We start from the raw sequence: 24,381 nt of genomic DNA on the forward strand, positions 1-24,381 counted from the left end.
CCATGCCGAACTCAGAAGTGAAACGCCGTAGCGCCGATGGTAGTGTGGGGTCTCCCCATGCGAGAGTAGGGAACTGCCAGACATCAAATAAAAGCGAAAGGCTCAGTCGAAAGACTGGGCCTTTTGTTTTATCTGTTGTTTGTCGGCGAGCGCTCTCCTGAGGAGGACAAATCCACCGGAACTTTATCCGGCATATATATTTAATGAATAACCTGCGATAAAAACGCGCGAGTGCGTTCCGATTTGGGGTGAGCAAAAAACTCATCCGGTGGTGCCTGTTCCACAATCTCGCCAAGATCCATAAAGATCACCCGGTCAGCGACTGTGCGGGCAAAGCCCATTTCATGGGTTACACATAGCATGGTCATGCCCGATTGCGCCAGACCTATCATGGTATCCAGCACTTCTTTTACCATTTCAGGATCCAACGCTGATGTGGGTTCATCAAATAACATGATTTTGGGTTTCATACACAGTGAGCGTGCAATGGCTACGCGCTGTTGTTGTCCACCAGAAATTTGCCCGGGATATTTATGTGCATGTTCGGCAATGCGGACCCGCTCAAGGTAGTGCATTGCCAGTAATCCAGCCTCTTTTTTCGGCATCTTTTGCACCCAGATAGGTGCCAGCGTGCAGTTTTGCAAAACAGTTAAATGAGGAAAGAGATTAAAGTGCTGAAAGACCATGCCAACTTCTTGTCGGACGCGCTCAATATTGCGGATGTCTTCATTGAGCTCAATCCCATCCACTACAATGCGTCCTTGCTGATGTTCTTCCAGATGGTTAATACAGCGGATAGTTGTCGATTTACCCGAACCGGAAGGCCCGCATAATACGATGCGCTCTCCCTGTTTTACCTTCAGGTTGATGTTTTTCAGGACATGAAACTGTCCGTACCATTTGTTGACGTTTTCCAGCGTAATCATCGCGTCGGTAGACGGCATTAATAATTGGCTCATAAATTCCTCAGTGCGGTGTACGCCCGGTGTTAAAACGTTTTTCCAGATGTTGGCTGTAACGCGACATACTGAAACAGAAGATCCAGTAAATCAGTGCAGCGAAAACATATCCTTCTGTCGACATACCCAGCCACGCAGGGTCCACAGTTGCCTGCTGTACGCTACTGAAGAGATCAAACAGACCGATGATGATGACCAGGCTGGTATCCTTGAACAGGGCGATAATCGTGTTAACCAGACCAGGGATAACCAGCTTGAGGGCTTGCGGAAGAATGACCAGCCCCTGGGTTTTCCAGTAACCTAGCGCCAGTGATTCCGCGGCCTCATACTGACCTTTCGGTAGGGCCTGTAACCCTCCGCGAACCACTTCTGCGACATAGGCCGACTGGAAAAGAATAACGCCGACCAGCGCCCGGATAAGCTTGTCGATACTGGTTCCTTCGGACATAAACAGAGGAAGCATGACCGAGGACATAAACAGAACGGTAATCAACGGTACACCGCGCCAGAACTCAATGAAAATGACGGATAAAACCCGCACGACTGGCATATGGGAACGACGTCCCAACGCCAGTAAAATACCCCATGGAAGCGCGCCTGCAATCCCCACGGATGCAATAATAAGCGTCAGTGTTAATCCGCCCCACTGCCGGGTTTCTACGCGTTCAAGTCCGAAAAAACCACCGTACATCAGCCACCAGACGACAATCGGATATATGACTGCCCAGATAGCGATATAACGGCCACGGTGGGGAATGGTTTTCCAGAACATCGGAACAATAGAAGCCAGACCAATTATCAGGGCCAGATTTACGCGCCAACGCTGATCGTGTGGATAAAGCCCATACATGAATTGCCCGAAGCGTTCATGGATGAACACCCAGCAGGCTCCCGCTTTGGTACAGTCTGCCCGGGTAGAACCGACCCAGTTGGCCTGAAAGAATACCCAGTTCAACAGTGGTGGAAGAAATGACCAAATCAGCCATACGCATAGCAGGGTGAGCAGGCTATTTGACCAACTGGAGAACAGGTTTTTACGCACCCAGAGTAGACTGCGGCTTGCCGGATTGCTGTGCTGGCGCGAGGGGTGAGACAGCAGTGCTTTTGTCATCATGGCTCCTTAGCGCTCAATCAGTGCGATACGGCGGTTATAAATATTCATCAGCAAAGAAATACTTAGACTGATGATCAGGTATACCGACATGGTGATGGCGATCGTTTCAATGGCTTGCCCTGTTTGATTGAGTACCGTGCCGGCAAACAGTGAAACCATGTCCGGGTAGCCAATTGCGGCTGCAAGAGAAGAGTTCTTGACGATATTCAGGTACTGGCTGGTCAGTGGGGGAATGATGACGCGTAGCGCCTGTGGGATGATTACCTGGCGTAGCGTCACCGGATTTGGCAGACCCAGCGAGCGTGCGGCTTCATGTTGGCCGTAAGGAACGGCCTGAATGCCCGCCCGAATAATTTCTGCAATAAATGCCGAGGTATATACCGAAAGCGCCAGAGTCAGTGCCGCCAGTTCAGGAATAAGCACCATACCGCCACGGAAGTTAAAACCACGGAGCGCGGGAATATCCCAGTGAAGCGCAGCGCCAAACATCCACTGTGAAATCACCGGTAAAAGTACGATCAACGCCAGAGCTGTGGGCCAGGTCCGACGTAGCTGACCGGTTTTGGTCTGATGCATTCTGTTGAAGCGAAATAATCCGATGGTGACGACGAGAGCGATAACGACAGCGGTACAAAAGGCAAAAAAACCTTCTCCCATTTGCGGGGCCGGAATATAGAGCCCCCGGTTACTCAGGAACATCAAATCCAGCGCGTTAACGGCCTGGCGTGGGCCGGGCAGATTACGTAATACGGCGAAATACCAGAAGAAGATCTGCAGCAGCGGCGGTATATTGCGGAACGTTTCGATGTAGATCGTCGAGAGCTTTCGCAATAACCAGTTATCTGACAGGCGTGCCAACCCGAGAAAGAAACCGAGAATTGATGCGAAAACAATGCACAGTGCTGAAACTAACAGAGTATTGAGCAGGCCGACCACAAAGACACGACCATACGTATCGCCTTGCTCGTAATCGATCAGATGCTGGACAATGCCAAATCCGGCGCTGCGATCGAGAAAAGAAAACCCCGAGGTAATACCGCTATTGTTCAGGTTATTTATCGTGTTATGAATGAGATAGACCGCAATGCTGATAACCGCAATGACGGCGAGTATTTGAAATAACCAGGCGCGGACCGCAGGGTTAGAAAAGGATAACGATCCTTTTACGGTTGAGCGGCGATGGAACATAAGAAAACCTCAGTAACTATGACTCTGGGCTGAGCGCCGCAGTTGCGGCGCCCGTTACATCACTACGCATTAGCGCACCGGTGGCGCATACTGAATACCACCGTTATTCCAGAGGTTGTTCTGTCCACGTTTGATCTTCAGCGGACTTTCCGATCCAACGTTACGTTCAAAGATCTCCGAATAGTTACCAACCTGCTTGATAATGTTGTAGGCCCATTTGTTATCAAGCTTCAGATCCTTGCCATAATCCCCTTCTTTACCCAACAGGTGTGCCATATCCGGTGTTGCTGGATTAGCCGCTTTTTCATCGACGTTTTTCGAGTTAACACCCATTTCTTCCGCATTTAGCATGGCGAACAGCGTCCAGCGAACAATGGAGAACCACTCATCGTCCCCACGACGTACGACAGGTCCCAGAGGTTCTTTAGAAATAACTTCTGGCAGGACGATCCATTCCGCAGGATTGCTCAGCTTGATGCGTAGGGCATACAGCTGAGACTGGTCGGAAGCCAGCGTATCGCAACGTCCAGATTCCAGAGCTTTGGCTGATTCATCCGAACGGTCAAAGGTGACAGGGGTGTACTTCATCTTGTTGGCTTTAAAGTAGTCGGCCACGTTTAGTTCGGTATCGGTTCCCGCCTGAATACAGACCGTTGCACCATCCAGCTCTTTAGCGCTCTTCAGGCCTGCTTTATTGTGGGTAAGAAAGCCAATGCCGTCGTAATACGTTACACCAGTGAAGGACATGCCCATACCGGCATCACGAGAAGAGGTCCACGTGGTATTACGAGAGAGCATGTCGACTTCACCAGACTGTAATGCGGTAAAGCGTTCCTTGGCGGTGAGCGGGGTATATTTTACTTTGCTATCATCGCCAAATACGGCGGAGGCAACGCCACGACATACATCAACATCAATACCCGAGAACTTGCCGCTTGCATCGGCGTAAGAAAAGCCAGGCAAGCCGTCGCTGATCCCACATTGCACAAACCCTTTTTTCTTTACGGCATCAAGTGTTGCGCCGGCATGTGCCTGATTTGCAACAGCAAGCAGCACACCGGCCGCAGCCAGGCTGGCGATTATCATCTTTTTCATAGAGCATCCTGTGTGGAGGAATTATTGTTATGGAAACGTTCTGAAAACGTCTTTTACCTGTCTGTGGCTTTGGCCATACTCTTTTAAGCAAAGGTAGTGCCAGTTTTTTGCGCCTGATTATTCGACGCAATATGCAGAGTGTAGACAGGAAAAAATAAATGCAGCGCCCTGAAGTGGTGCAAAATTGAAACGTAAGCCACATTTCGGCGCAAAAAATTTAAAAATCAGACAGGACGCGTGATAACGATTTCTGGCGTTAATATTAATGACGTGAGAATAATGAAAAGAAAATGTGGTGTTACGAAAAACAGAAAAAATGCTAATTTCAAATCGCGGATGTGTGAGTGAAATCTATAATAATTTTATTACATGTCAGGTTCTATTAAGCAACGTTTTGTCTTATATGTAGATTTTATGCTTATTGCTAAAAGCGCGGTAATAACCGCGCTTTTAATATGATTTATTTGGTCAGGGCGACAATCCCAAGCGTCAGTCCGGCAACGGCTGCAGCACCACCGGCGATGGCTCCGGCTGTTTCCCAGTTATCCTGGGTGGTGCCTTTCATACAGGTATTGGTATGAACCAGGCGTCCCTGATCGTCGTATACAGGTACGCAAGGAGAATCGTGTGCACAGCCAGCCAGGAATGCGGTAAGCAGTGCAACGGATATTAATCTTTTCATGGTGTTACCTCAAAATAAGCGTTTCGCTAATTAAGCAAAGACAAACGCTAAGCCATCTGCGAACTCGGCGATTATTTTACCACTTCTTAAAAAAGGACTGACATGAGGAATAATCTCAATTCATGTGGATTGTAAAAATAATGGATAAAAAGAAAGGCTGCAGGCGAGTTTAGAGGGATAGTTTAAATGAAATAAATGGCTATCTTACTAATAAATAAAGAGGAGCATCGTAGGTGAAAAAGGCGTCCGTAGACGCCTTTATTTTACAAATTAATCGTTGTGCCGACTAAAACGCCGTCTTACGACAACAAAGAAGACGGGGACGAAGAAGATAGCCAACAATGTTGCGGTCAGCATTCCTCCCATAACACCGGTACCGACCGCATTCTGCGCACCACTACCTGCACCGTGACTGATAACCAGAGGCATAACCCCCAGAATAAAGGCCAGGGATGTCATCAGGATAGGACGAAGACGCATGCGCGATGCCTCCAGCGTCGCTTCAATCAACCCCTTGCCTTCTTTATCCATCAGGTCTTTGGCAAACTCGACGATCAGGATGGCGTTCTTAGCCGAGAGGCCGATTGTGGTTAGTAAGCCAACCTGGAAATACACATCGTTATTCATCCCACGCAGTGATGCTGCTAACAATGCGCCCACAACACCGAGCGGTACAACCAGCATCACCGAGAAAGGAATAGACCAGCTTTCATACAATGCGGCAAGGCAAAGGAAGACAACGATTAGCGAGATGGCATACAGCGCAGGAGCCTGGTTACCCGACAGTCGTTCCTGATAGGACATCCCCGTCCAGTCATGACCAATACCGTTTGGCAGTTTTTCCGCCAGGCTTTCCATTAGCGCCATTGCTTCACCGGTACTTCTGCCAGGCGCTGCTTCTCCCAGCAGTTCCATAGAAGGCATACCGTTATAGCGCTCCAGGCGCGGTGAGCCGTAGATCCAGTGTGCGGAACTGAACGTGGAGAACGGAACCATTTCGCCATTGGCGCTACGGACATACAGATTATTGATGTCCTCCGGTAACATACGGAACTTGGCATCGGCTTGTACGTACACTTTTTTCACGCGTCCACGGTCAATGAAGTCATTGACGTAATAGCCGCCCAGCGCAGCTGAGATAGTTTCGTTGATATCAGACAGTGAGACACCAAGCGCTTGCGCTTTCTCCTGATCGACATCCAGCTTGAACTGTGCGGTATCCTCGAGCCCGTTTGGACGCACACGAACCAGCAGGTCAGGGTGTTTGGCAACCATGCCCAGCAGTTGGTTACGTGCCTGGGTTAGCGCAGCATGCCCCAACCCGCCCTGATCAATCAGCTCGAAGTCGAAGCCCGTCGCGGTACCCAGTTCAACGATGGCTGGCATGTTGAAAGGGAACACCAGACCATCACGAATCTGACTAAACGCTCGGGTAGCGCGGGCGATAATTGATTCAACGTTATTTTCGTTACCGCTACGTTCTTCCCAGGGCTTGAGGCTGACGAACGCCATCCCTGAGTTTTGCCCCTGGCCGCTGAAGCTAAAGCCGTTAACCGTAAAGACGCTTTCAACGTTGGCTTTTTCATTGTTCAGGTAGTAGTGGGTGACCTGATCCAGCACCTTCTGGGTGCGTTCTTGCGTGGCGCCTGCAGGAAGTTGAATCATCGTCAGGAAGACGCCCTGATCTTCCTCTGGCAGGAAGGAGGTTGGCAGGCGCATAAACAGCACCGCCATCCCGATGACGATTATCAGGTAGACGACCAGGTAACGCCCAGTTTTACGCACAATACCGCTGACGCTATTGGTGTAATGATTGACGCTGTGATCGAATTTGGCGTTGAACCAGCCAAAGAAACCGCTTCTTTTCTCGTGATGTTCAGCTGATACCGGCTTCAGCAACGTTGCACAAAGTGCGGGAGTCAGGATCAGCGCGACCAGTACTGAAAGCGCCATGGCGGAAACGATGGTGATGGAAAACTGCCGATAGATAGCCCCGGTTGAACCGCCAAAGAAGGCCATCGGGATAAATACCGCAGACAGCACCATGGCGATACCAACCAGTGCTCCCTGTATTTGTGACATGGATTTTTCCGTCGCCTCTTTGGGCGGCAGATGATCCTCCATCATCACGCGTTCCACGTTTTCCACCACCACTATCGCATCATCGACCAATAGACCGATGGCGAGCACCATGCCGAACATCGTCAGGGTGTTTATTGAGTAGCCAAACGCAGCAAGCACGGCAAATGTGCCCAACAATACGACAGGTACGGCGATGGTAGGAATGAGCGTTGCCCGGATGTTTTGCAGGAACAAATACATGACCAGGAACACCAGTACGATCGCTTCAAACAACGTTTTTACTACTTCATGAATGGAGATGGTCACAAACGGCGTCGTGTCGTACGGGTAGACCACCTTCATTCCCTGCGGGAAGAAAGGTTGCAGTTCAACCAGCTTGGCTTTAATCGCGTTCGCGGTATCCAGCGCGTTTGCCCCGGTTGCCAGCTTGATCCCAAGGCCGGATGCAGGCTTACCGTTAATACGCGCCACGACGTTGTAGTTTTCCCCGCCTAACTCGATACGCGCGACGTCTTTCAGGTGAACAACCGAACCATCGCTGTTCACGCGTAAAGTCACTTTGCCGAACTCTTCAGGGTCTTTCAGTCGCGTTTGCGCAATGATAGAAGCGTTAAGCTGCTGGTTAGGTAATGCAGGCGTCCCCCCTAACTGACCTGCGGCAATCTGATCGTTCTGTACCTTCAACTGATTGATCACATCAACCGGCGTGAGCTGATATTTGTTCAATAAGTTTGCATCCAGCCAGATGCGCATGGCGTACTGTGCACCAAACAGCTGCACGTCACCCACGCCATTCAGACGGCTGATTGAGTCTTTAACGTTCGAGGCGACGTAATCGGAAATGTCATCCTGTGTGGTTTGTGGGTTGTCAGAAACAAAACCCGCAACCATCAAAAAGCTACTGCTGGATTTCTCGACGCTGATCCCTTGCTGCTGAACTTCTTGCGGCAGTAGCGGAGTGGCGAGCTGCAGTTTATTTTGCACCTGCACTTGCGCGATATCGGGATCGGTACCGGACTGGAAAGTCAGTGTAATAGTCACACTCCCGGCCGAGTCGCTGGTGGAGGACATATACATCAGGTTATCGATACCATTCATATTCTGTTCGATAACCTGTGTGACTGTATCCTGAACCGTCTGTGCATCTGCACCAGGGTAGGTGGCAGAAATGGCGACCGCAGGAGGCGCAATGGTTGGGTACTGTGCCACGGGCAGTTGCATGATTGCCAGAGCACCCGCCATCATCAGAATGATAGCCAATACCCAGGCAAAGATAGGACGCCTGATAAAAAAGTTAGCCATGTCCGGTTACCTTATTGGGCTTTCGTGGCAGGGGTTTCGGTATCGGCGGTTGCTTTAACCTGAACGCCTGGACGTGCTTTCTGTAAGCCGCTCACGATAACTTTGTCACCCGGTTGCAGGCCTTCGCTGATGAGCCACTTGTCACCAATAGCTTGTGCGGCAACGACTGCGCGAGACTCAACCTGACTCTTGTCGTTAACGACCATTACGGTGGCATCGCCGCGAGGCGTACGCGTTACCCCCTGCTGCGGAACGAGAATGGCATTTGGCTGGACGCCTTCATCAATGCGTGCGCGCACAAACATGCCCGGCAACAGCGTGTGCTGCGGGTTAGGGAACACGGCTCTGAGGGTGATTGATCCGGTGCTTTCATCAACCGTCACATCAGAAAACTGCAAAGAGCCTTTTAGCGGGTATGACTGACCATTTTCCATCACCAGTTCGACAGTACTGCTGGCGCTGTCTTTATGCAGACTCCCTTGTTCAACGGACTGTTTGAGGCGCATAAAGTCGTTACTGGACTGTGTCACGTCGACATAAATGGGATCGAGCTGTTGAACGGTAGCAAGCTCTGTAGCCTGGCCATTCGTGACTAATGCACCTTCGGTGACGTTAGATTTACCGATGCGTCCGCTAATTGGCGATGTCACTTTGGTGTAGGCTAGATTGATACGCGCGCTTTCGACCGCCGCTTTTGCCGCGATCACGGAGGCATCGGCCTGACGAGCATCAGCAATTGCCTGATCGTACTCTTGCTGGCTGATGTACTTGGTGCCAACCAACGGCACATAGCGTTTCACCGTTAAATGCGCGATTGCAGCCGCCGCTTCACTCTTCGCCAGTTCACCTTTGGCGCTGTCATAGTCAGCCTGATAAGTCGCGGGATCGATCTGATAAAGTGACTGTCCGGCTTCAATATCGCTTCCCTCAGTGAAATTCCGTTTAAGCACTATCCCGCTGACCTGGGGACGAACTTCTGCAATTCGGAATGCCGTTGTGCGCCCGGGTAATTCGGTCGTTACGGCTAAAGGAGCCTTTTCGACGACATGGACAGTCACCTGCGGTTCTGCGGGATGAGCTTGTGTTTCTCCCTGATCGTTACAACCGGCGAGTAATGCAGCGGAGACGATGATGAATGAGGGCAGGAGTGAAAACCTGGCATTTTTCGTCATTTCTATTCCTTAAAAAAGCGAACGCTCGTTATTAACCGGGTAACGCAGGGGGCGATAACGTGCACAAGAAAAATAATAGTTGGCTATCCTACAAATTATTAGCTTGCGATGTAAGTAATACTTATTTATAGGCACGATACACGGCACGTAAAAGCAAAAAAAGATTAATCGACAGCTGTTTCATTGTGGTGTTAATAGCAATACTATGATTCGCATAAACACAAATTGAAATAAGCATTTGGTTTGTGAATATATTGTTTGTTGGTATTCGTTTTGTTTATTCGTGTGCAAAGTCCGTAATAATATTTTTTAGAACTCGTTTAAATAAATGCTAAGTGATACATTTGTTCCGTATCGCAAATATTAGATAAGAAAGTTAATCATTCTCTACTCTACCTCAGACAGTCGGAACCATGGCCAGAAAAACGAAAGCTGATGCCCTCAAAACGCGGCAGCACCTGATAGAAACGGCAATTGTACAGTTTGCCGCACGTGGCGTAAGCAATACGACGCTAAACGACATTGCGGATGCCGCCAGCGTGACGCGTGGCGCGCTCTATTGGCATTTCGAAAATAAAACTCAATTGTTTAATGAGCTATGGTTACAACAACCACCTTTACGCGATCTTATTCAGGACAAGCTAATTGGTCGTTGGGGGGATAACCCTTTACAGCGATTGCGAGAAAAGTTTGTGGTGGGGTTACAATATATTGCAGAGAACCCTCGTCAGCAGGCATTAATGCAGATTTTATATCATAAGTGTGAATTTCATAACGATATGATATCTGAGCAGGATATTCGCGATAAAATAGGTATCAGTCATCAAAGCATTCGTGATTCCCTACAAAAGTGTGTCGATGACAATTTGATTGCCACCACTCTTGATTTAGATGTCATCATCATTATTCTGCACGGTAGTTTTAGCGGAATTATAAAAAACTGGTTAATGAATCCAGTGAGTTATGATCTATATGGGCAAGCTCCAGTATTAGTTGATAATGTACTAAAAATGTTAAGCCCAGACGGTAGCGTCATGCAATTAATGCAGAGTGAAAACCAGGTCGGATAGTTTTTACCGCCAGAGGCTGACGGCTGTCGAAGTGTTATCTGAGGTGCTATTCGAGGTCGACGCAGTTGACCAGCTTAAGGGGATTCACTGAGTTCATATTCCGGCACTTGTCGTGCTCTGTTGTCATCAGCTCTATCCATTGGATGAGCAGCGCATCAAAAAGAAAAACGAAGACCGCAAAAACAACCAGCCACCAATACTTGCGAATCATTCCTAAACCCTGTGTATTCATGCCCAAGTGTGCAGGGAATATACACGAAATTTTTAAGCTGAAAAGCAGACTTACAATGCCTTTACTTTGTTGAAAGATCGCCACTCTTTGCCGTCAATCGACTCTTTTTAGACAGGTTTTTTGTCTTACGTTTTTTCACCTTGGCAAGCTCAATTTCTGAAAAATGAGAACCGATACTCAGTCTTCTGAGTCCCATTTTTACGTATTCAGTATTGATCTCAATCCCGACAAACTTGCGACCCAATTCCACGGCGGTAGCTCCGGTGGTGAAGCTGCCGGCAAACGGATCCAGTACCTTGTCATCTGGGTTCGAGGACGCCAGAATTATACGCTCCAGGAGGGCTTTGGGTTTCTGGGTGGGGTGGTTTTCGTATTCGTCCATCAGATAGCGTACGCGTGGGAACTCCCAGACATTGCCCGGCACTTTTTTCTGATTGTAGGGCTGCGGCGGGTTTTTTCTGTAGTCTATTAGCGCGCGTTTAGCGCCAGTTTTGGCTTCAACCAGAATATCGTCACGATTAAATGTGTAGTTTTTCTGATCTTTTACCATCATCAGGATCGGTTCATACATCGAGCCAAAGTAATTTTTGGCCTGTACCCCTGAGCTATCGTATGACCACACGATACGACTCTTGATGGTAAAAAGCGGGCGGCATTTGAGGTCGATGTACGGCATGTTCTCCGTACTGTTCATGATGTACATGGTGCCGTGTGGTTTGAGGATGCGATGGCACTCGTCGATGCACTCAAACAACCACGCCAGAAAGGCCTCTTCGTCCCAGGATTCCACCATCCCGTCAAAGTCTTTCCCGATGTTATAAGGAGGGTCAGCAAAAATGAGTTCAACGCTTTCAGACGGCAGTTTTTTCAGTTCAGTTAGCGCGTCACCCAGGATTATCTTTTTAGATTCATCGCCAAAATAGACAGGTTCACATCTCGCGTTCATCGCCAAAGCCTCCCGTGTGACGTCAATAAAAAAGGCGCTTCCCCATGCCGAGTAGCGCCTTTTAAAACAAACATTTAACTGATTAGTATCAGTTCATGCCGTATTTTTTCAGTTTTTTACGCAGCGTACCACGGTTGATGCCCATCATCAGGGCAGCACGGGTCTGGTTACCGCGGGTGTATTGCATCACCATGTCCAACAGGGGCTGTTCTACTTCAGCCAGTACCAGCTCATAGAGATCATTCACATCCTGACCATTCAATTGAGCAAAATAGTTCTTCAGTGCCTGTTTAACCGAGTCACGCAGGGGCTTTTGAGTTACCTGGTCCTGAGAGTTAACGGTAGAAACGGTCAGTACGTCAGAATTTACGCGTTGTTCGAACATAGTTCTGTCAGCTCTTTATTTCTGTTTACGCAAAATTTTCGAAGTATGCCTCCAACGCCGCCAGCTGTTCGCTGGAATCTTCAATGGCGTTGAATGTGCGCCGAAACTGGTCATCCGGAGCGTGTTCCTGGAGATACCAGGATACGTGTTTACGCGCAATTCGGTACCCTTTTGCCTGACCATAAAAGTCGTGCAGTTCCCGAATGTGCGCACAAAGCAAGCGCTTCACCTCTGCCAGAGGCAGCGGGGGCAGCAGCTCCCCAGTGTCCAGATAATGCTGGATTTCCCGAAAGATCCAGGGTCTTCCCTGAGCTGCACGTCCTATCATCAGGGCATCCGCCCCCGTATAGTCGAGTACAGCTCTGGCTTTATGCGGGTCAGTAATGTCGCCATTCGCGATAATCGGAATGGAAACTTTCTGCTTAACTGCCCGAATACTGTCGTACTCAGCATCTCCATTGAACAAACAGGCGCGGGTGCGTCCATGAATGGTCAGAGCCTGAATGCCACAGTCTTCAGCCAGTTGGGCAATCTCTACGCAGTTACGGTGTTCCGGAGCCCAGCCGGTGCGAATCTTGAGTGTGACAGGAACGTCCACTGCATTGACGACCTCGGTTAGTATCGATTTCACTAAATCCGGGTACTGCAAGAGGGCTGAACCTGCGAGCTTGCGATTCACTTTTTTAGCCGGACACCCCATATTGATATCAATAATCTGGGCGCCGCTTTCCACGTTAATACGTGCGGCATCGGCCATCTCAACAGGGTCGCTACCGGCAATTTGCACCGTGCGAATTCCTGGCTCATCAACGTGCACCATCCGTAAACGAGACTTGTCACTTTCCCAAACCTGCGGGTTAGAAGACATCATCTCGGATACTGTCAATCCTGCTCCCATCTCATAGCACAGCGTCCTGAATGGTCTGTCAGTGATGCCAGCCATAGGTGCTGCGATCAGGCGATTTCTGAGCTGGTATTGTCCGATGCGCATGAGTTAAGAAATGACCATACTGTGACTGCAAGGCGGCGTATATTACGCATTTTTCGCACGAGATGAAAGGCCAAACTTTGACCAATCCACTGAGGTGGATCAATGAATTGCCGTAAATGTGAACGCATGAAAATATTTAATCATATAAATCATCGCATTATAAAAATGTGTCGATTTTATATACACATATAATTTTGCGTAACTTCTCATTTTTTCTTCAGCTGCAGACGGTACTGACAAGATATTCTGCTGAATTAATCAGCAAATTACCTCGTCATTATGTGATCGCTACCTCATTTTAGTACAGGATCTCGGTATCCCCAGAATAGCTGTCCGTAATCTTGCGTTCATTCAACGGCTGCAGTGGGCGATTGTTTGCCGGCCCAACAATGTAGTGGAATTTATCCATCTGTTCGGCAGAAAGAGAAACAGGCGTTTTCAGGATAGTCCAGGTGACGCCTTCGGTGCAGGGAGGCGTTGTTAACGAACCACGGTAGCGCCAGTAGGTTTTATTGTCGGGTAAAAGCTGGTGGATATCGACCGGCGAGAAGATGGCCATGCTGCTGTCCTCCATGGTTGGAAAGGACTCCCACAAATTTTGAATCGCCTGGTTTGGTTCGCCGATATCAAACATAACCGCCACGATAGCGATGTCTCCGGATTGATTTTTGTGGACCAGCTGCAGCTCCAGCGGATAGGTTTTACCGTTGAGGGTATGTTCGCTCGGGGCATGAAAATCAAATTGTTTTAAATAATAAAGCGTTTCATCAATTTCAATAGAATTAGATGCGTAGCTACTCATCGTTGCCTGCAACGTATGGTTAATGCTCCGAAATCTGGTTGGGCCATCGACGTACTGCATGTTCAGCGCGGGGAGACCGAGTTTACTGGTTGTGGTGGTCTGGATGTCTATGGGGGATTGGTTTATGCCTGTCTGGCACGTTGCATACGCTTTGCTGATTTCTCCCCACCGTGCGGGGCCGTTTTCTTCGGTATATCCCCATGGTACGGCCAGCGTGGTCAGTGGCATCATGCATGCTGCCAGCAAAGTTGTTGTAAAACAGTTGAAACGCATACGTTTACTCAACGAGAATCAATATAAAAAATAACAAAATCAATTGATTATTATATCGCTGAGGAAAGTGTCGGTATGCTGGTCAATTGTCTGAAAATGGCGTGGTCAGATAACCACGCCGGAAGGGATTATTTTTTCTGGCCGGTAATGCGACACCACTCTTCTTTCTCGATAACCGGATCGAGCGTAAAGAGATCGGCATAGGCTTCACAGACGCTTTCCGCCTGGCTGGCAAGAATACCAGAAAGCCCCAGCAAACCGCCCTCAACGGGCAGTACGCTGATTAACGGAGCCAGTTCACGTAATGGGCCAGCAAGGATGTTGGCGACCACCACGTCGGCTTTCATCGCCTCTGGCTGGTCTTTCGGTAGATAAAGCTCCAGACGCTCAGAAACACCATTACGCTGGGCGTTATCACGGCTGGCCTGAATCGCTTGCGGGTCGATATCCACGCCAATGGCTTTCGCCGCACCCAGCTTCAGTGCCGCAATGGCAAGAATGCCGGAGCCGCAGCCAAAGTCGATAACCGTTTTACCGTTAAGATCAAGACCGTCCAGCCATTGCAGGCACAGAGAGGTAGTGGGGTGCGTGCCTGTACCAAACGCCAGACCCGGGTCCAGCATCACGTTGACAGCATTCTCATCCGGGACATCGCGCCAGCTTGGGCAAATCCACAGACGTTCACCAAAGCGCATCGGGTGGAAGTTATCCATCCATTCGCGTTCCCAGTCTTTGTCTTCGAGCTGTTCGATTTTATGCGCGAAGCCTTCACCCAGCAGCGGATGCTGTTCCAGGATAGCAACTATTTCTTTCATGTCGGTTTCTGCATCGAACAAGCCGATAACGTCGGTATCACCCCACAGGCGAGTCTCGCCCGGCAGAGGTTCAAATACCGGCGTATCATGCGTATCCTGGAAAGTAATGGAAACGGAGCCCGCTTCCATCAGCGCATCGCTCAACTCTTCAGCGTTGGCACCGGTCGTGTTCAGTTTCAGTTGGATCCATGGCATGGCAAAACTCTTTATTTATCAGTAGTCAATATGGCGGCTTGCGGGACGGCGGAACCGAAACGGTTGCCTATCAGGAAAGCCAGCAAGCTTATCAGTAACGAGGGCACGATTGGGTGGAAGCCCAGGAACTGAACGTTAAAGGTGGCGAGTAGAGCATAAAGCACGCCGCCGACAATCATCGCGCTCAATGCGCCTGACGCGTTTGCCCGCTCCCAATAGAGGCCCAGCACCAGCGGCCACAGGAAGACGGCTTCCAGCCCGCCAAACGCCAGCAGATTCAGCCAGATAATCATCTCTGGCGGTTTCCAGGCGGCCAGCAACAGTAACGCGCCCAGCAGCAGGGTAATCACTGCCGACATGCGTTTCAGCCGGGTTTCGTTTTCCAGCTGTTCCGGGCGAAGGTTCAGGTACAGATCCTTAATGATCGTAGCGGAACTTTGCAGCAATTGGGCATTGATCGTCGACATGATCGCGGCCATGGGCGCGGCGAGAAAAATCCCGGCAGCGACCGGCGGCAGGACTTTGACCATCAGCGTAGGGATTACCAGATCCGGTACCGTCAGGTCAGGGATTACCGCCCGTCCCAGGGCGCCCGCCAGATGCATACCAAACATCAGGATCGCCACCACGATGGTGCCGATGATAATGCCGCGGTGTACCGCTTTACTGTCTTTATAAGAGATACAGCGGACCGCCGTATGTGGCAGGCCAATCACGCCAAAGCATACCAGCACCCAGAATGAGGTCATAAACGTGGGTGACAAAATGTCATCAGCGCCCTGCGGCGAAACCAGTTTAGGATCGATAGTCTGCAGGGTTACCACCGCATTGCTGAGGCCACCGGCAGCATGAACAACGCCGACCAGCAAAACGATAGTACCAATCAGCATCACCATGCCCTGCATGGTGTCGTTCAACACGCTGGCGCGAAAGCCGCCGAACGCCGTGTATAACGCGATGCTGACGCCAAAAATCAGCAGACCGGTTTCGTAGGGGATACCCGCTGCGGTTTCCAGCAAACGTGCGCCGCCAATAAACTGTACGGTCATTGCCCCGACAAACGCGACCAACAGGCTGAGGCTTGCCAGCCATACCAGCAGGCGGCTCTGGTAGCGTGCAAATAGCATATCGTTGAGGGTAACAGCATTATAACGGCGTGCCAGAATGGCGAATTTCTTACCAAGAATCCCCAATGAGAGCCATACGGCGGGCAACTGGATCATCGCTAACAGCACCCATCCCAGTCCGTATTTGTAAGCGGCGCCAGGACCGCCAATAAACGAGCTGGCGCTAATGTAGGTTGCCGTTAGCGTCATCGCTAACACGACGCCGCCCATGGAGCGGCTGCCGAGGAAATATTCATTCAGGAAGGTACCGGTCGATCTCTTGCGCATGGCATAAACTGAGAGACCGAAGACCACCAGAAGATAGGCGACCAGCGGAAAAATAACTTCAAGCTGCATCGTCATCCTCCAACGGAATGTCGCGATAGATAAACTTCACCATCGCCCAGCACAGCACGATAAAAACCAGCGGCGTTAGCAGGCAGGCCATTTCGAACCAGTGCGGTAAGCCGGTAAAACCCAGCGTTGAATCTGGTAAGTAAGCGGCCACTAACCATGTGACCAGATATAAAAGGGTTAGCCACAGCGCCCAGCGCGCCTCTTTATGGGCCTGAACAAAACGAGCGTCCATTTTTTGTCCCTTGTGGATAAAGAAAGCGGGGATTGTACCTTATGGCACGTGCGGGAGGGGAGAAAAACAAAAGGCCGGAATTTCCGGCCTTTTCGGTTAACGCACGCTTACTTTTCCTGAAGTCCGAGTTTTTTCTCCAGGTAGTGGATATTGGTTCCACCGTGCTGGAAGTGCTCGTCATTCATGATACGGATCTGCAGGTCAACGTTGGTTTTGATACCGTCGATGATCAGTTCCTGCAATGCGTTTTTCATACGGGCGATAGCGACGTCGCGGTTTTCGCCATAGCAGATCAGCTTACCGATCATTGAGTCATAGTACGGAGGTACGGTGTAGCCTGCGTAAATATGAGACTCCCAACGCACACCAAAGCCACCCGGCGCGTGGAAACGCGTGATTTTACCCGGGCTTGGCAGGAAGGTGTTCGGGTCTTCGGCGTTGATACGGCATTCTACCGCATGGCCTTTAACCACAACTTCGTCCTGCTTGATGGACAGGGGTTGACCCGCTGCGATGCGCAGCTGCTCTTTGATCAGATCAACGCCGGTGATCATTTCGGTTACCGGGTGTTCAACCTGAATACGGGTGTTCATCTCAATGAAGTAGAACTCGCCGTTTTCGAACAGGAACTCGAAAGTACCCGCCCCGCGATAGCCGATATCAACACACGCTTTGGCACAACGCTCGCCGATGTAGCGACGCAGTTCCGGGGTAATGCCCGGCGCTGGTGCTTCTTCGACAACTTTCTGGTGACGACGCTGCATGGAGCAGTCACGTTCTGCCAGATAAATCGCGTTACCCTGACCGTCAGCCAGCACCTGAATTTCAATGTGGCGTGGGTTTTCCAGGTATTTCTCCATGTAGACCATGTCGTTATTGAAAGCAGCTTTTGCTTCCGCTTTGGTCATGGAGATGGATTGTGCCAGTTCGGCATCGCTGCGCACGACGCGCATACCGCGACCGCCGCCGCCGCCGGAGGCTTTGATGATAACCGGGTAGCCGATGCGTTTAGCATGAGCGCGGTTAGCGTCCATGTCATCGCCCAGCGGGCCGTCAGAGCCTGGGACTGTCGGTACGCCCGCTTTCTTCATCGCGGTGATTGCAGACACTTTGTCGCCCATCAGGCGGATGGTGTCAGCTTTCGGGCCGATGAAGATAAAGCCAGAACGCTCTACCTGCTCAGCAAAGTTGGCGTTCTCAGAGAGGAAGCCATAGCCCGGGTGAATTGCCACCGCGCCGGTGATTTCAGCGGCGCTGATGATAGCCGGGATGTTCAGATAGCTTTTTACGGACGGAGCCGGGCCGATACAGACCGTCTCATCCGCCAGCAATACGTGTTTTAAATCGCGATCCGCACTTGAATGCACAGCGACAGTCTTGATGCCCAGTTCTTTACAGGCACGAAGAATACGCAGGGCAATCTCGCCGCGGTTGGCGATAACAATTTTATCCAACATGTTCGCCTCGTTATTCGATGACGACCAGCGGCTCGTCAAATTCTACCGGTTGACCACTTTCTACCAGGATCGCTTTAACTACGCCGGATTTGTCGGCTTCGATCTGGTTCATCATTTTCATGGCTTCAACGATGCACAGGGTATCGCCCGCATTCACTTTCTGTCCGATTTCGATGAACGCTTTAGCATCCGGGCTCGGGGTGCGGTAGAACGTACCAACCATTGGGGAGCGTACGATGTGACCACTGATTTCCGCTGCTGCCGGAGCTTCCATACTTGGAGAGGCAGTTTGTGCGACAGCGTTAGACAGAGCTGGTTGCTGCATCACTGGTGCAGCATAAGCCTGTTGCATCATCGGAAAACTTGCAGCTGGCGCTGCACGGCTGATGCGTACAGATTCTTCGCCTTCAGAAATTTCCAGTTCGGAGATGCCTGATTCTTCAACCAGCTCGATCAGTTTTTTAATCTTACGAATATCCATGAGTGGGTTCCGTACTCTTTGTTTAGTGAGATTGTGACAGGCGTTTTACCGCCGTCTGTATAGCATTTTTATAACAGTGAGTGACAAGATGCCACGCATCTCAGGCGCTGCACTGGGTGCTGCTGCCATTAAGTGAGATTGCCAGACTTGTTAGTCATTGTGCGGCTATCTTCTGCCATTTTCGGGTAAAAGACAAAATATACCTTCAATATGCGATTGTCACCCTTTCAGCGCCTTAAAAACGCTACCGGGGATAGCAAAGTCGCACATTATAACTATTTCGTAGCAATTGGCAGCTAAATACTGGTCTTATCAGGGAAGATAATCAACCGTTAACATGTAAAGAAAATCGGATCGTCCGTGTTTTGCAACGCACTGCACATATCGTGAAACTACCGCCACCACTGGCGAAACTTCTTGTAACGGCACGCTAACAGCACCGCAGCGAGCGCTGCATAAATAATCGGTTGAGGGGAGATAATTTTTACCGACCACAGATAATGTATGGGTGCCAGGATCGCCACAAGATAGACGAAGTTGTGCAAATACTGCCAGTTTTTACCCAGCTTTCGCTGTGCAGTCTGCGTGGACGTTAAGGTGAGGGCGAATAATATGACCCAACTGACAATGCCCAAGGTTAAATAAGGTCGCGTAATTAATTCCCGCCCTAACAACGCCAGATTATTAATGCCCAGTTCCAGTAACGCGTAGCTGGTTAAATGCAGTGTTGCCCAGGCGAAACACCATAGCCCTAACAGACGACGTGTGCGTATCAATAATGGCTGTTTAGCGTAGCGCGCGAGTGGAGAGACCAGCAAGGTCGCCAGCAAGAATTTCAGAGCTGTCCTACCGGTAAAGTGCTGGATATCTTTGACCGGATCGGCGCTCAGGCCGCCGTGATTTATCGCCCAAAATAGCCAGATAAACGGCAAAAAACCGGCAAGATGCAGGCAAACTTTCAGCCCGGTAATGTGCTTTGCGGTCAGTCGCACTTAAAAATTCTCCTGCAAATTGAGTCCGCGATACAGTGACGCAACCTCTTCGGCATAGCCGTTAAACATCAGCGTGGGCTGACGCTGTACGTCCAGAATACCGCCAGCGCCAATAAAACGCTCTGTGGCCTGGGACCAGCGGGGATGATCGACATGCGGATTCACGTTGGCATAAAACCCGTATTCATTGGGCGCGGCCAGATTCCAGGTTGTCGGAGGGCGTTCGCGCGTGAGTTTGATACTCACAATCGACTTAATGCCTTTAAATCCATATTTCCACGGCACAATTAAGCGAATGGGCGCGCCATTTTGTGGCGGAAGGGCCTTACCATAAACCCCCACGGTAAGCAGTGTGAGTGGGTGCATCGCTTCATCCAGGCGCAACCCTTCAACATAGGGATACTTCAGCCCGCCGCCAATAAAGCGATCTTTTTGTCCTGGCATTTCCTCCGGAGCGTACAGCGTTTCGAACGCGACATACTTCGCATTGCTGGTGGGTTCTACCTGCGTCAACAGTTTATGTAACGGAAAACCAATCCACGGCACGACCATTGACCAGGCTTCCACGCAGCGCATGCGGTAAATCCGTTGCTCCAGCGGGAAACGGGTGGTCAAGGTATCGTGATCGAGAGTGAGTGGTTTGGCGACCTCACCACTGATTTTTAATATCCACGGATCGGTTTTCAGGCTACCCGCGTTGGCTGCCGGATCCGCTTTGTCGAGACCGAATTCATAGAAGTTGTTGTAGCCAGAAACTTTATCCGCTGGCGTTAAAGGAAGCGAATTTTGCCAGGCGGCGGGCTTGCTGAAATCAAGCGGCTTTCCCGCGGGCGCGGGCGGGCGGTCATTACCCTTAAACCAACTCAGAAGGTCAGCCTGCGCAGAGTGGGGTAAAGACAACGCGGCTGCGCTGATCCCTAATGCTTTCAGCACCTGGCGACGCTGCATAAAAAAAGCCGACTCGTCAGTGACGTCGGCTTCTGTAAATGGACGTAATTTCTTCATAACAGACTCCCGGCTTACGCGTCATAACTGACAGGGGACGCGTAGTTAATATGGCAGGGAGTCTGTAGATGTGCCGCGAAATTTCGTTAATTAAGTGTAAATTTCTGCGCCAGGGTCTGTTACTTCACCTTCACCAGCGTACGGCCTTGCACCTGGTTATTGATGATGGCATCGGCGAACTTCGGCGCATCCGCCAGCGTAATTTCCGTTGCCGCCTGAGCATAGAAAGATTCCGGCAGATCCTTAACCAGACGCGCCCAGGCTTCTGCACGGCGTGTCGGCGGGGTCATCACCGAGTCCACTCCTTGCAAACGAACGTTACGCAGAATGAATGGCATTACCGTGGTTGGCAGAGCGAAACCGCCCGCCAGGCCACAGGCGGCAACACAGCCGCCGTAGTTCATCTGCGCGAGGACTTTCGCCAGAACTTTGTCGCCAACGGTATCCACCGCGCCAGCCCACAGCTGTTTTTCCAGCGGGCGAGATTCAGCAAATTCATCGCGGCCAAGAATACGATTAGCGCCCAGGCTTTTCAGGTAGTCGTGGGTGCTTTCACGACCCGAAACCGCCGCAACCTGATAACCCAGCTTATGCAGTAACGCAACGGCCGTGCTGCCCACGCCTCCGCTGGCACCAGTGACGACAATCTCACCGTCTTGCGGACGAATTCCTGCATCTTCAAGCGCCATGACGCAAAGCATGGCGGTAAAGCCAGCGGTACCGATGACCATGGCTTTACGTCCATCCAGCCCTTTTGGCAGCGCAACCAGCCAGTCGCCTTTCACGCGTGCGCGTTCTGCCAGTCCACCCCAATGATTTTCACCTACGCCCCAACCGGTCAGTAAAACCTCCTGACCCGCATGAAAACGGGGATCTTCGCTTGCTCGCACGGTACCAGCGAAATCGATACCAGGAATCATCGGAAAATTACGAATGATTTTTCCCTTGCCGGTGATAGCCAGGGCGTCTTTATAGTTCAGGCTTGACCAGTGGACATCCACCGTTACATCGCCTTCCGGTAGCTGATTTTCGTCGAGGGGTTGAACGGATGCGAGGGTTTTTCCGTCCTGCTGTTCTAAGATCAAAGCCTGCATAACCTGTCCTCAATTCGTATAGTGGATTGGAAAATTAATAATGAAGACTATACTCGCTAATCAAAACATGATGCCGATTCTGCGCAATAAATTGCCAGATATACCTGATTTGGTAGTATGCCCTCACAGTTTGTATAAATTGGCGGATTTTGCGGTCAGTTTTGCATTTTAGAGTCGATTTATCACTTTCAGGCCTGTTTCATAACTGTCGGAGTTAACACAAGGATGCGATTAACGACGAAATTTTCAGCTTTTGTCACGCTGCTTACTGGGTTAACGATCTTCGTGACTCTGATCGGCTGTTCGCTGAGTTTCTACAACGCTATTCAATATAAGTTCACTACGCGCGTTCATGCGGTCGCGACGGCGATTGATACGCATCTGGTCTCCAGAGATGTCGTTGCGTTAACCCCGCAAATAGATGAACTGATGGTTTCTGTTGATATCGTGCGCATCGAACTGTTGCAGGGCGAAAACGTGGTGTATGACCACTCACGCACCAGCAGCTACCGACCGGCAGGGACAAACAATCTCTACCGCGAGATTACCGTACCGTTGGTCAAGCATCCGGGTATGTCATTGCGTCTGGTTTATCAGGATCCGATGGGTAACTATTTCCATTCGCTACTGACCACCGCGCCGCTCACGATAGCCATTGCTTTCATTATTCTGATGCTCTTTTTGTCTGTGCGCTGGCTTCAGCGTCAGCTTTCGGGTCAGGAGCTGCTGGAGATTCGTTCCACACGTATTCTGAACGGCGAACGTGGACCGAACGTGCGGGGAACGGTCTATGAATGGCCTGCGCGTACCAGTAGTGCGCTCGATATGCTGCTGACTGAAATTCAAAATGCCCGCGAGCAACGCAGCCGCCTGGATACGCTGATTCGTTCCTATGTCGCGCAGGATACAAAAACCGGGCTAAGCAACCGCTTGTTCTTTGATAACCAACTGGCCACGCTGCTGGAAGATCAGGAAAAAGTAGGCTCGCATGGCGTTGTGATGATGGTGCGCCTGCCGGACTTTACGCTGCTGCGTGATAGCTGGGGAATCACCCTCGCGGAAGAACAAATCTCGATGCTGATCAATTTGTTGTCGACTTTTATGACGCGCTATCCGGGCGCGTTGCTGGCGCGCTACCACCGTAGCGATTTTGCTATCCTGCTGCCGCACCGTACGCTGAAAGAGGCGGAAAGTATCGCCGGGCAATTATTAAAAGCGGTAGATGCACTTCCGGCTAATAAAATGATCGATCGTGCCGATATGGTTCATATTGGCATTTGCGTTTGCCGCAGCGGTCAGTCGCCGGAGCAAGTGATGGATCATGCTGAAGCCGCCACCCGGAATTCGGTATTGCAGGGAGGAAATAGCTGGTCGGTCTATGATGACTCGCTGCCGGAAAAAGGTCGGGGCAACGTACGCTGGCGAACGCTGATCGAACAGATGCTCAGCCGGGGCGGGCCGAGAATTTATCAAAAGCCTGCAGTAACGCGTGAAGGCCGGGTGCACCATCGGGAGTTGATGTGCCGTATTTTTGATGGCAACGAAGAGGTCATTTCGGCGGAATATATGCCGATGGTCCTGCAATTTGGTCTGGCAGAAGAATATGACCGTTTGCAGATAAGCCGTCTGATCCTGCTTTTGGGCTACTGGCCGCAGGAAAATCTGGCGATGCAGACAACGGTTGAATCGCTTATTCGTCCACGTTTTCAGCGCTGGCTGCGTGATACGCTGATGCAGTGCGAAAAATCATTACGCAAACGCATAATTATTGAACTTGCTGAGGCAGATGTCTGTCAACATATCAGCCGGTTACAGCCCGTCATCAGATTGATGAATGCGCTGGGCGTGCGTATTGCCGTGACGCAGGCGGGGTTAACGCTGGTGAGCACCAGTTGGATCAAAGAGCTTAACGTTGAGTTATTGAAGCTTCATCCAAGTCTGGTGAGGAACATTGATAAGCGAACGGAAAATCAGCTTCTGGTTCAAAGCCTGGTGGAGGCCTGTTCGGAAACACCCACGCAGGTTTACGCCACGGGCGTACGTTCGCGTAGTGAGTGGCATACGCTGACAGAACGCGGAGTTGCGGGTGGGCAAGGAGATTTTTTTGCCGCATCACAACCACTTGACACTAACGTGAAAAAATATTCGCAAAGATACTCGGTTTAACCTGCCGTTTAATTTGTTTTCACGTAGAATAACGCGCGCTGTGCCTTCTGGGGGTGTGCTTGCCTGCTCGCCAGGTTGTAACAGCAAACATGCAGGTGAATGACCTTTGACAGGTTGCAAACAAAAGCGAGGAGTGCTGCTGATTTATTCAGCCCTGATGGACTCAGGCCGGTTTTGTAACAAAGGAA

Annotated in this window: 22 protein-coding genes and 1 rRNA gene; 3 read left to right on the forward strand and 20 right to left on the reverse strand. The window is 50.5% G+C overall.

Annotated elements, in window-relative coordinates; all coding sequences use genetic code 11:
* Nucleotides 1–82 (forward strand): 5S ribosomal RNA (gene rrf, locus OGY17_RS23300); the annotation flags it as partial.
* Nucleotides 83–200: 118 nt separating this feature from the next.
* On the opposite strand, the gene OGY17_RS00085 is transcribed toward rrf, so the two are convergent.
* From OGY17_RS00085 to OGY17_RS00115, 7 genes are all read right to left on the reverse strand, one after another.
* Nucleotides 201–959: an amino acid ABC transporter ATP-binding protein gene (locus tag OGY17_RS00085; protein ID WP_286606208.1), complete on the reverse strand. Its 759-nt coding sequence runs from the start codon at nucleotides 957–959 to the stop codon at nucleotides 201–203.
* Between the two features lie 7 nt (nucleotides 960–966).
* The gene (locus tag OGY17_RS00090; protein ID WP_020996364.1) at nucleotides 967–2,070 is read right to left on the reverse strand and encodes an amino acid ABC transporter permease; all 1,104 of its coding nucleotides are present in this window, start codon (nucleotides 2,068–2,070) and stop codon (nucleotides 967–969) included.
* Nucleotides 2,071–2,079: 9 nt separating this feature from the next.
* Nucleotides 2,080–3,261, reverse strand: coding sequence for an amino acid ABC transporter permease (locus OGY17_RS00095; protein WP_008785977.1), 1,182 nt, complete (start codon nucleotides 3,259–3,261; stop codon nucleotides 2,080–2,082).
* Nucleotides 3,262–3,330: 69 nt separating this feature from the next.
* Nucleotides 3,331–4,356: an amino acid ABC transporter substrate-binding protein gene (locus tag OGY17_RS00100; RefSeq protein ID WP_008785976.1), complete on the reverse strand. Its 1,026-nt coding sequence runs from the start codon at nucleotides 4,354–4,356 to the stop codon at nucleotides 3,331–3,333.
* Between the two features lie 460 nt (nucleotides 4,357–4,816).
* Complete coding sequence (locus OGY17_RS00105) at nucleotides 4,817–5,038, reverse strand: lipoprotein (protein WP_003025292.1); 222 nt, start codon at nucleotides 5,036–5,038, stop codon at nucleotides 4,817–4,819.
* A gap of 270 nt (nucleotides 5,039–5,308) precedes the next feature.
* A complete protein-coding gene (locus OGY17_RS00110; RefSeq protein ID WP_008785975.1) occupies nucleotides 5,309–8,422 on the reverse strand; it encodes an efflux RND transporter permease subunit in 3,114 nt (1,037 codons plus the stop codon).
* Nucleotides 8,423–8,433: 11 nt separating this feature from the next.
* Nucleotides 8,434–9,594, reverse strand: coding sequence for an efflux RND transporter periplasmic adaptor subunit (locus OGY17_RS00115; protein WP_008785974.1), 1,161 nt, complete (start codon nucleotides 9,592–9,594; stop codon nucleotides 8,434–8,436).
* Between the two features lie 413 nt (nucleotides 9,595–10,007).
* Between OGY17_RS00115 and envR the strand changes: the two genes are divergently transcribed.
* On the forward strand, nucleotides 10,008–10,664 hold the full coding sequence (gene envR, locus OGY17_RS00120; RefSeq protein ID WP_008785973.1) for an acrEF/envCD operon transcriptional regulator: 657 nt from the start codon (nucleotides 10,008–10,010) through the stop codon (nucleotides 10,662–10,664).
* Nucleotides 10,665–10,710: 46 nt separating this feature from the next.
* Here the strand turns inward: envR and OGY17_RS00125 are convergent, their stop codons facing one another.
* The 13 genes from OGY17_RS00125 to acuI form a co-directional block, all read right to left on the reverse strand.
* Nucleotides 10,711–10,875: a DUF2556 family protein gene (locus OGY17_RS00125; RefSeq protein ID WP_003025279.1), complete on the reverse strand. Its 165-nt coding sequence runs from the start codon at nucleotides 10,873–10,875 to the stop codon at nucleotides 10,711–10,713.
* Nucleotides 10,876–10,957: 82 nt separating this feature from the next.
* Nucleotides 10,958–11,842 (reverse strand): adenine-specific DNA-methyltransferase, encoded by an 885-nt coding sequence (gene yhdJ / locus OGY17_RS00130; RefSeq protein ID WP_008785971.1) that lies wholly within the window; start codon nucleotides 11,840–11,842, stop codon nucleotides 10,958–10,960.
* Between the two features lie 88 nt (nucleotides 11,843–11,930).
* Nucleotides 11,931–12,227, reverse strand: a complete 297-nt coding sequence (fis, locus tag OGY17_RS00135; protein WP_000462905.1) for a DNA-binding transcriptional regulator Fis — start codon at nucleotides 12,225–12,227, stop codon at nucleotides 11,931–11,933.
* A gap of 25 nt (nucleotides 12,228–12,252) precedes the next feature.
* The gene (gene dusB, locus OGY17_RS00140) at nucleotides 12,253–13,218 is read right to left on the reverse strand and encodes a tRNA dihydrouridine synthase DusB (protein WP_008785970.1); all 966 of its coding nucleotides are present in this window, start codon (nucleotides 13,216–13,218) and stop codon (nucleotides 12,253–12,255) included.
* 298 nt (nucleotides 13,219–13,516) lie between these two features.
* On the reverse strand, nucleotides 13,517–14,251 hold the full coding sequence (locus tag OGY17_RS00145) for a carbonic anhydrase (protein ID WP_234412026.1): 735 nt from the start codon (nucleotides 14,249–14,251) through the stop codon (nucleotides 13,517–13,519).
* A 170-nt stretch (nucleotides 14,252–14,421) separates the two neighbouring features.
* Nucleotides 14,422–15,303: a 50S ribosomal protein L11 methyltransferase gene (gene prmA, locus OGY17_RS00150; RefSeq protein ID WP_008785968.1), complete on the reverse strand. Its 882-nt coding sequence runs from the start codon at nucleotides 15,301–15,303 to the stop codon at nucleotides 14,422–14,424.
* A gap of 11 nt (nucleotides 15,304–15,314) precedes the next feature.
* Nucleotides 15,315–16,766 carry a sodium/pantothenate symporter gene (gene panF / locus OGY17_RS00155; protein ID WP_020996361.1) on the reverse strand — a complete coding sequence of 484 codons (1,452 nt, stop codon included), beginning with the start codon at nucleotides 16,764–16,766 and terminating at the stop codon, nucleotides 15,315–15,317.
* Nucleotides 16,756–16,998, reverse strand: coding sequence for a YhdT family protein (locus tag OGY17_RS00160; RefSeq protein WP_003828839.1), 243 nt, complete (start codon nucleotides 16,996–16,998; stop codon nucleotides 16,756–16,758). The genes panF and OGY17_RS00160 overlap by 11 nt, the downstream gene beginning before the upstream one ends.
* 107 nt (nucleotides 16,999–17,105) lie before the next feature.
* Nucleotides 17,106–18,455: an acetyl-CoA carboxylase biotin carboxylase subunit gene (gene accC, locus OGY17_RS00165; protein ID WP_003828838.1), complete on the reverse strand. Its 1,350-nt coding sequence runs from the start codon at nucleotides 18,453–18,455 to the stop codon at nucleotides 17,106–17,108.
* Between the two features lie 10 nt (nucleotides 18,456–18,465).
* Entirely contained in the window at nucleotides 18,466–18,936 is a 471-nt protein-coding gene (accB, locus tag OGY17_RS00170; RefSeq protein WP_003025210.1) for an acetyl-CoA carboxylase biotin carboxyl carrier protein, read from the reverse strand.
* Nucleotides 18,937–19,328: 392 nt separating this feature from the next.
* On the reverse strand, nucleotides 19,329–19,928 hold the full coding sequence (gene msrQ, locus OGY17_RS00175; RefSeq protein ID WP_008785965.1) for a protein-methionine-sulfoxide reductase heme-binding subunit MsrQ: 600 nt from the start codon (nucleotides 19,926–19,928) through the stop codon (nucleotides 19,329–19,331).
* Nucleotides 19,929–20,933, reverse strand: coding sequence for a protein-methionine-sulfoxide reductase catalytic subunit MsrP (msrP, locus tag OGY17_RS00180; protein WP_008785964.1), 1,005 nt, complete (start codon nucleotides 20,931–20,933; stop codon nucleotides 19,929–19,931).
* Between the two features lie 119 nt (nucleotides 20,934–21,052).
* Entirely contained in the window at nucleotides 21,053–22,027 is a 975-nt protein-coding gene (gene acuI, locus OGY17_RS00185; protein WP_008785963.1) for an acrylyl-CoA reductase (NADPH), read from the reverse strand.
* A 225-nt stretch (nucleotides 22,028–22,252) separates the two neighbouring features.
* Here acuI and csrD point away from each other — a divergent pair, with 225 nt between their 5' ends.
* Nucleotides 22,253–24,193: an RNase E specificity factor CsrD gene (gene csrD, locus OGY17_RS00190; protein ID WP_008785962.1), complete on the forward strand. Its 1,941-nt coding sequence runs from the start codon at nucleotides 22,253–22,255 to the stop codon at nucleotides 24,191–24,193.
* Nucleotides 24,194–24,381: the final 188 nt, after the last annotated feature.

Source organism: Citrobacter sp. Cpo126 (assembly GCF_030332445.1).
Lineage (GTDB): Bacteria > Pseudomonadota > Gammaproteobacteria > Enterobacterales > Enterobacteriaceae > Citrobacter > Citrobacter portucalensis.

Coding starts and splice junctions, on each gene's coding strand:
- OGY17_RS00105 (WP_003025292.1), bottom strand. CDS start 5,038: ATGAAAAGATTAATATCCGTTGCACTGCTTACCGCATTCCTGGCTGGC.
- acuI (WP_008785963.1), bottom strand. CDS start 22,027: ATGCAGGCTTTGATCTTAGAACAGCAGGACGGAAAAACCCTCGCATCC.
- prmA (WP_008785968.1), bottom strand. CDS start 15,303: ATGCCATGGATCCAACTGAAACTGAACACGACCGGTGCCAACGCTGAA.
- msrP (WP_008785964.1), bottom strand. CDS start 20,933: ATGAAGAAATTACGTCCATTTACAGAAGCCGACGTCACTGACGAGTCG.
- OGY17_RS00125 (WP_003025279.1), bottom strand. CDS start 10,875: ATGATTCGCAAGTATTGGTGGCTGGTTGTTTTTGCGGTCTTCGTTTTT.
- OGY17_RS00145 (WP_234412026.1), bottom strand. CDS start 14,251: ATGATGCCACTGACCACGCTGGCCGTACCATGGGGATATACCGAAGAA.
- OGY17_RS00110 (WP_008785975.1), bottom strand. CDS start 8,422: ATGGCTAACTTTTTTATCAGGCGTCCTATCTTTGCCTGGGTATTGGCT.
- accB (WP_003025210.1), bottom strand. CDS start 18,936: ATGGATATTCGTAAGATTAAAAAACTGATCGAGCTGGTTGAAGAATCA.
- yhdJ (WP_008785971.1), bottom strand. CDS start 11,842: ATGAACGCGAGATGTGAACCTGTCTATTTTGGCGATGAATCTAAAAAG.
- accC (WP_003828838.1), bottom strand. CDS start 18,455: ATGTTGGATAAAATTGTTATCGCCAACCGCGGCGAGATTGCCCTGCGT.
- panF (WP_020996361.1), bottom strand. CDS start 16,766: ATGCAGCTTGAAGTTATTTTTCCGCTGGTCGCCTATCTTCTGGTGGTC.
- OGY17_RS00090 (WP_020996364.1), bottom strand. CDS start 2,070: ATGACAAAAGCACTGCTGTCTCACCCCTCGCGCCAGCACAGCAATCCG.
- fis (WP_000462905.1), bottom strand. CDS start 12,227: ATGTTCGAACAACGCGTAAATTCTGACGTACTGACCGTTTCTACCGTT.
- OGY17_RS00085 (WP_286606208.1), bottom strand. CDS start 959: ATGAGCCAATTATTAATGCCGTCTACCGACGCGATGATTACGCTGGAA.
- dusB (WP_008785970.1), bottom strand. CDS start 13,218: ATGCGCATCGGACAATACCAGCTCAGAAATCGCCTGATCGCAGCACCT.
- envR (WP_008785973.1), top strand. CDS start 10,008: ATGGCCAGAAAAACGAAAGCTGATGCCCTCAAAACGCGGCAGCACCTG.
- OGY17_RS00100 (WP_008785976.1), bottom strand. CDS start 4,356: ATGAAAAAGATGATAATCGCCAGCCTGGCTGCGGCCGGTGTGCTGCTT.
- OGY17_RS00095 (WP_008785977.1), bottom strand. CDS start 3,261: ATGTTCCATCGCCGCTCAACCGTAAAAGGATCGTTATCCTTTTCTAAC.
- OGY17_RS00115 (WP_008785974.1), bottom strand. CDS start 9,594: ATGACGAAAAATGCCAGGTTTTCACTCCTGCCCTCATTCATCATCGTC.
- OGY17_RS00160 (WP_003828839.1), bottom strand. CDS start 16,998: ATGGACGCTCGTTTTGTTCAGGCCCATAAAGAGGCGCGCTGGGCGCTG.
- csrD (WP_008785962.1), top strand. CDS start 22,253: ATGCGATTAACGACGAAATTTTCAGCTTTTGTCACGCTGCTTACTGGG.